The following is a 6,970-nucleotide window of genomic DNA, read 5'->3' as shown; positions in this document are numbered from 1 at the left end:
CTACATCCATCCCCAACTCATCCATAGGAATAGTAATTATACGTGCGCCAGCGTGGACAAATCTAACAACTGCTCCCAGGAAGGTTGGGCCTTCCACAATTACCACATCACCAGGTTCGACAAACACATCTGGTAGCAAGCCTAGAATCTGACCAGAACCATAGCCAACGATCAGGCGATCGCGATCAGTAGTGATTCCTTTAGCCTGCAAGCGGAGGATAATTTGCTCGTATAGTTGAGATGAAGGTGGGCCGTACTTGAGAGCGATCGGAGCCTCTTCTGCCAGCACAGTGGCACTTGCAGCAGCCAAGTGAGCGTGAGGAAAGAGAATTGGGTCAGCTAGACCGTAGGTAAAGCTGACAGTGGCGATTTTGGTTAACTCTGTACTGTAGGTTGGTGGTGCGATGTTTCTAGCTCGTTCGGCGAACAAATCAGCAATTCGGTAAGCAGGGGTAGTGGCAGCCATAAGAAGTTCAAAATTGAAAGTCAGAATAGAGAACACACAAGAAGGCAATTAGCGAAAAGCCAGATCGAGGAAGCCTTCGAGCTGTTAGCGCAGCGTCGGAACGAACGTTTGCAGGAGCATCACTTTTCAAGAGAGTGAGGTATTAAACTTTCGTCAGCAACCAGAATTCATGGTGGATTCTGGCTGCTGACGGATGTATTCTTCCTTATAACATGATGACAAGTATCGTGAATATTGACTGATAGAAGGGAATTACTACAGGCATTGGGCATTGGGCATTGGGCATTGGGCATTGGGCATTGGGCATTAGGATAAGACAAGGAAGAGGGGGGAGACAAGGAAAAAACTTGTTCAATAATTCTCCCTTGTCCCCCTCATCTCCCCCTACTCCCAGCTAAGAGCTCCCTTGCTTCTTCCTCATCCCCCTCATCTTCCCCATTCTTGATGCCCCATGCCCAATGCCCCATTCCCCATTTCTAAGCAATTGACTGCCAATATATTAAATATTTATCTGATATGCGTCACAATTAATACTGCCACCAAAATTCATTGATAAACTACAATCTCTTGTAGGTCTACTGTAGTCAGGGACAGCCAATTGTGGCACCTTGGATCTTAGTGGCTAGAAGCACCTTGGAACGGGAATAAAGGAACTTCCACTATGCTGATTTGCCCTCAGTGTAAATTTGAAAACCCCAATAGCAATAAATTCTGTCAAAGCTGTGGCACGTCCCTGACCCACAAGGTCTGTCCTGAATGCAGTACCGATGATGTACCTGTGAATGCACTACGTTGTCATAACTGTGGCACGGAATGTGGAACAGTGTTTTGGGCAATTATTGCTAAGGAAACGACTGCGAAAGCTTTGGGAGTAGAGGAGGATGTGGCAGAAAAGGGAGATGAGGGAGATGAGGGAGCAATATTTTCTTTATCTCCTCTATCCGCTAGTTCTCAGATTGCATTAGGCTCCTATTTAGACTCCCAAGAGCGCTATCAATTGTTAGATGCGTTACCTGCCCAAACGGAAGCTGCCACCATTACTGATGTAGGTGTAAGAGTTCTAGACTGCCAACCGTATCAAATATCACCGATTGAGGCAATACTAGCAAGTCAACAATCGGATTTGCTAACGCCCTCAGTGGAAGCAAGTAGAATTCCTCACCTTGCTAAACTTTATACTGCATTACAATACCAAGGTCAGCCGGGGATACCGCCGATTCACAATGCATGGCAGCAGGGAAATATGCAGATAGTCATAATCGAAGACCGCTCACATTGGCAGCTTTTACTCGATTTATGGCAAGAAGAAACAACGAGTTCGTTAAAAATTTTACACTGGTGTTATGAAATGACCCAACTTTGGGCATTATTGGAACCAGTAGGTTGTCGTCAAAGCCTTTTAGATTTGTCGAATTTGCGATTGGATGAAGACCAAACGCTGGCGCTACAAAGGTTGTATGTGGAATCATTCAATTCTGGGTTTGTCACCGAGTCGCCAGAAGATGCCGAAACCGAAACATCTGCTGTTCCAGAGCAACCGTTAACCATTCAAGCTTTGGGGCGGGTTTGGCAAGCGCTATTTAGGCAGTCTCAACGCACTCAATTTGGCTCTGTAGTCCAGATGTTGGGGGATTTAGAGGTAGGTAAGGTTCAGACGATCGCACAATTGCGATCGCGTTTGGAGGAAATCTCTATTGAACTAGAAGCATTACCAAGCGCAACTTTACCCCCAATAAAGGAGAAAAATACTGCTGTGCCCATTATCTTGCAATCAGATGAGCCAGAAAAATCAGAAAGCAAAATTGATGATATGCCAACTGTTGTGCTGGCGATGCAGTTAAGTAGCTTAGAAGATGCAGGACGCACAGATGTAGGGCGTCAACGTCATCATAATGAAGACTACTTTGGCATTGAAACTAAAATTCAAAAGCTGGAGTCGCCCAAAAGTCGAGTCATGGAAGGGCATGGTTTGTATATTCTCTGTGATGGTATGGGTGGACACGCTGGCGGCGAAATAGCCAGTGAGTTAGGAGTCAACACCCTACAGCAATACTTTCAAGAACACTGGATTACTAACCAACTGCCAACAGAAGATAGCATTCGTGAGGCAGTGTTTTTAGCTAATGAGGCGATTTATAAGCTCAATCAACAAGATGCCCGTTCTGGAGTTGGGCGCATGGGTACAACTCTGGTAATGCTCTTAATTCAAGATACTCAAGCAGCAGTTGCTCATGTGGGAGATAGCCGTCTCTATCGCCTGACGCGCAAGCGGGGACTAGAACAAGTCACAGTAGATCACGAAGTTGGGCAACGGGAAATTACACGCGGAGTGGAAGCAAGCATAGCTTACGCCCGCCCGGATGCCTACCAACTCACCCAAGCTCTGGGGCCTCGTGACAAAAACTCGATTAATCCCGATGTGGGCTTTTTTGAAATCAATGAAGATACTCTTCTGGTGTTGGCATCGGACGGTCTATCAGATAATGATTTAATAGAAACCCATTGGCAGACTCACTTAGAACCGTTACTGAGTTCTGGCGCTAACTTAGAACGGGGCGTTACAGACTTAATTGATTTGGCGAACCAACACAATGGTCACGACAATATTACTGGTATAATTGTCCGGGCAAAAGTACGCCCAAATTTGGAAAGTTAAAAAATGGGGAATGGGGAATGGGGAATGGGGCATGAGGACTGGGAAATAATTTTCCTAATACCTAATCCCTACTTCCATAATCCCTACTCCCTACTCCCCACTCCCCACTCCCTCTTAACTTGTAGGTTGTATTGTGGTTAGTCTGACTCTGTTAGAACCGCAACAGAAAACGCCCCTCCAGCAGTGGTGCTTTGAGAACTCTTCCATAATTCGGATTGGTCGAGCGGCAGATAATCATGTTGTTTTAACTGATAGTTTAGTTTCGCGGCATCATCTAGAACTGAGACAAGTAGATTCTGCTGACAATGGCGGTGGTTGGCGGCTGATTAGTCAGGGTACTAATGGGACTTTCCTCAACGGTGTCCTTGTAATTCAGAGTCCGTTACCAGATAATTCCCTGTTGCAACTGGCACAGGGAGGCCCAATACTGCAATTCCAAATTCAGGATGTAACAGTAGTGGAAACTGGTGTGCGATCGCAACTTATGCAAGAAACAGAAGAAAACGCCGTTGCAACACTCTACTCAGCCCAAGGTAGATACACTTGCACCCATGAAGGCAATTCCCCAAACAATCTGTTTTGCATCCACTGCGGCCAACCTCTCTCAGTACAACAGAAAATTCGCCATTATCAGGTGTTGCGAACTCTCGGACAAGGAGGTATGGGTACTACTTATCTCGCTTGGGATGCGACTGGTCAGATTGCGGGTATGCCACAACTGCTGGTGTTGAAGCAAATGAATGCTGATATGGTAAAAATTGCCAAAGCTCAAGAATTATTTGAGCGGGAGGCGTATACTCTCAAATCCCTTAACCATCCGGGGATTCCCAAGTATTACGACTTCTTTGTAGAAGGCGGAAAAAAATACTTGGCAATGGAATTAATTCACGGACAAGATTTAGAGAGACGTGTCTATACTACTGGCCCAGTTACGCCAACCCAAGCCATCGCTTGGATGATTCAAACCTGCGATATCTTAGACTATCTTCATAGCCAAGAGCCGCCACTGATTCACCGCGATATTAAACCCGCCAACTTAATGGTGCGAAGTTCAGTAAATCGCATAGTGGTGCTAGATTTTGGCGCAGTTAAGGAAATTGGCACAGCGCCCGGTACTCGTATTGGTGCAGAAGGTTACTGCGCTCCTGAACAAGAACGAGGACAACCTTTGACTCAATCAGATTTGTATGCAATTGGGCCAACGCTGATTTTTCTGCTCACAGGCGAAAACCCTTTCAAGTATTACCGCCAACGAGGGCGAAACTTCAGGTTTGATGTGGCAAAAATTCCCACCATTAGTTCCCAATTAAGAGATGTGATCGATCGCGTTACAGAACCATTGCCACGCGATCGCTACCAGACTGCAAAGGAATTAGCTGCGGCCTTAGCTGCTTGCCAAGTTTAGGGAGTGGGGAGTGGGGAGTAGGGAGTGGTGAATATTAATAAAAATTCCTATTCCCTATTCCCTATTCCCTATTCCCTATTCTCTACTCCCTATTCCTCATCCCAAGTTTCCACAGCTAGCAATTCACTAACTGGGTCTTGCATACTAAAGCCAAAGTCAAGCAGTTCCTGTTTCCAGTGCTGCCATTCATTACCGTAGAGCAAAGCGATTTTCCAGATGCTATCGCTTGGCTTGATAATGTTCGATTCTATGAGTGATTGCACGTTGCGCTGCAATTTCACCATTGGGTGAATCACTTGCTGAGTCATAACCTCGATTGAATTCAGATTTTGTTGGTAAATATTTAATTAAAACTGCTTTCCATTCTGCAATTGTTGCCGGATCGTAGAGTGGTGTAATTTTGGTAAAGCTAGTCTTAACTTTTTAAGTATACCATAACAAACTCTACTAAATTACTGGTAAATTCGCTTTTGTACGGTAATTACCACCACAAAACTCTAAATTCACCAAGCAATCCTTAAACTTTTTGCAGAAGCTGGGCAAAGGTTCAGGGGATAAGAATTAAGGGATGAAGGGGTAAAGGATGCTTTTGTTTCCCCTTTTCCCTTTAACCTTTGGTCGTCTTCTTTTTCCTTGTAACCTTTAACCACTAGAGTGCAACAGGAAATCCTTGATTTAAATCTCCTCCCAAAAAGCTGAAGACAACTAGCTTACTCATAAGTTAAGTGGACTTTGCCATTCGTGCGTGATTAGCTTGCTTACTAATGAATGTTAATTCAACTCGGCTGTGTGCGGCTATTAGAAAACCTGTTCAGTCTGGCTCTTAATAACTAAATCACAAAACTTTCTGTAACCTGGCAACTATCAAGAGCAACCTGGATGCTAAAACATTCTCCCACTTCTCCATCAAAGAGTTTTAACTGCACATAAATATCTTGAATTCTTGCTTGTACTTGTTGAAGTACTTCCCCTTGATCTGAAAGTAAAACTAGCTTGATATTAGCAGGTAGGTAAGGTTGATTACAAGCTGGATGTAGCTGCACGCGAATACTAACTTGTTGGTTAGCTTCTGGAATTAAGGCAACTAATAAAATAACTTTTTGAGCCTCTATTTCTATTCCCAAGTCAATCAGCTTGGCGCGTTTGATAGCGGCAGCATTTAACCCGGAAGAAGTGCGGAAATTAAAAGCTAGGCTACTGGAGTTTGGCTCAAAAAAAGTTTCTATAGCTTGCCAAGAAGCATCGTAAATCTGCTCCAGCCAACGACTGAGATTCACTTGTACTTGTGAAAATTCCGTAGGCGCAGCCCGTCGTAGATATCGCAGCCTTTCTTGGTACAAACGCTGCCGCCACTGCTCATTCTCTAGTAGCACTCCCCAGGTTGTAAATGGCACTGCAAGTCTAGGAAATGTTACAGAATAATTACTTAAACGTTGCACAAGATTTTCTACTTGAACAGTCGATAATTCTGGTAGTGGAGCGATCGCAGCTTTCATCTCCTCTATTCCACAAAATTGGTAGGTCATCCAAAAAGCATTCAGGTCTTTAATTAAGTGCCGTGCATCTATACAATAAGTCCTATCTACTTGGTCATAGTCTGCCAGTGATTTAAGTTCAGTATGGGTTATGTAGCCCCAAATTCTTACCCACTCCCCATCTGGTGTGACTTGCACTGCTAAATAATAGTCTGCTGCCCAACTGGGAATGTCTACCCATTCTTGAGGAACTTCTAACTCACTACCATCAATTGCCTCGCTGGGAATTAAAACGACTCGCTTTTCCTTTAACAAAATTGCTGTGCCATTGACAAATTCCCAAAAAGCAGGAAAACCAGGGGAACTGTGCCAGATACTTGCTTCTGGAACATATTCAGCTTTTACCCAATTCAAAAACCCATGAAGGCAAATTTGATTCATGTAAGCACGCCAGCGACTGCTAGGTGTGGTGTACATTTGGCTTTCTTGCCAAGAACTTGCCTGTAATGATGGTGATATTTCTAACAATAGTTCCTGCGGTTCTGTAAAAGCAACAGTCATTTTTACTACCTCATCTTTCGTAACGTCAGCTAGATTCCCCATATTTAACTTTCAACCATTCTTCCAAAGCACTACTCATATCATTAACTAGGTTGGAAGTCACAGAAATATTAAGCGTATCTTGACTCCATTGGATCAACGCTGCTAGCATTAATTCTCTAGCTTTGAGCAGTCGGCGAGAAACAGTAGGCTGACTCATTTGTAGGCGTTCTACAATCTGTGGCTGAGTCAACCCCTGTTGGTAGTAAAGTTTAAGTATTTCCTGGCTTTTTGCCTCAAAAGTTTGTAAAGTTTTTAACAAAACAGCCTCAATCTTAGATTCTTGATTTTGTTGGTTTTGGGCATCCTCTTGGGCTATCATCTGAGCGATTAATGAGTCAGATAATGGATCTGGCAAATCAAAAGTT

Annotated in this window: 7 protein-coding genes; 2 read left to right on the top strand and 5 right to left on the bottom strand. The window is 44.1% G+C overall.

Translation table 11 applies throughout. The annotated features are described in order from the left end of the window. Together LC574_RS19035 and LC574_RS19030 are read right to left on the bottom strand one after the other, a co-directional pair. Positions 1 to 466 (bottom strand): aminotransferase class I/II-fold pyridoxal phosphate-dependent enzyme (locus LC574_RS19035; protein WP_229454954.1); only part of this gene is annotated, 466 nt, incomplete at its 3' end. 167 nt (positions 467 to 633) lie between these two features. Next, a complete protein-coding gene (locus LC574_RS19030) occupies positions 634 to 786 on the bottom strand; it encodes a hypothetical protein (RefSeq protein ID WP_229454953.1) in 153 nt (50 codons plus the stop codon). A 341-nt stretch (positions 787 to 1,127) separates the two neighbouring features. On the opposite strand from LC574_RS19030, the gene LC574_RS19025 reads away from it, so the two are divergent. Together LC574_RS19025 and LC574_RS19020 are read left to right on the top strand one after the other, a co-directional pair. Next, the gene (locus LC574_RS19025) at positions 1,128 to 3,122 is read left to right on the top strand and encodes a serine/threonine phosphatase (protein ID WP_229454952.1); all 1,995 of its coding nucleotides are present in this window, start codon (positions 1,128 to 1,130) and stop codon (positions 3,120 to 3,122) included. Positions 3,123 to 3,255: 133 nt separating this feature from the next. Beyond that, positions 3,256 to 4,527, top strand: coding sequence for a protein kinase (locus LC574_RS19020; RefSeq protein WP_229454951.1), 1,272 nt, complete (start codon positions 3,256 to 3,258; stop codon positions 4,525 to 4,527). An 89-nt stretch (positions 4,528 to 4,616) separates the two neighbouring features. Here LC574_RS19020 and LC574_RS19015 read toward each other — a convergent pair whose 3' ends face one another. The 3 genes from LC574_RS19015 to LC574_RS19005 form a co-directional block, all read right to left on the bottom strand. Continuing rightward, on the bottom strand, positions 4,617 to 4,835 hold the full coding sequence (locus tag LC574_RS19015) for a DUF4327 family protein (RefSeq protein ID WP_012407469.1): 219 nt from the start codon (positions 4,833 to 4,835) through the stop codon (positions 4,617 to 4,619). 522 nt (positions 4,836 to 5,357) lie between these two features. Continuing rightward, positions 5,358 to 6,605, bottom strand: a complete 1,248-nt coding sequence (locus LC574_RS19010; RefSeq protein WP_229454950.1) for a DUF1822 family protein — start codon at positions 6,603 to 6,605, stop codon at positions 5,358 to 5,360. Next, positions 6,589 to 6,970: sigma-70 family RNA polymerase sigma factor (locus LC574_RS19005; RefSeq protein WP_229454949.1), on the bottom strand; the 382-nt coding region annotated here is incomplete at its 5' end. The genes LC574_RS19010 and LC574_RS19005, both read right to left, overlap by 17 nt.

This window comes from Nostoc sp. CHAB 5715, from assembly GCF_020829685.1.
GTDB lineage: Bacteria > Cyanobacteriota > Cyanobacteriia > Cyanobacteriales > Nostocaceae > Nostoc.
The sequence above is the reverse complement of the archived record's forward strand: the minus strand, read 5'-3'. Positions and strand labels throughout refer to the sequence as shown.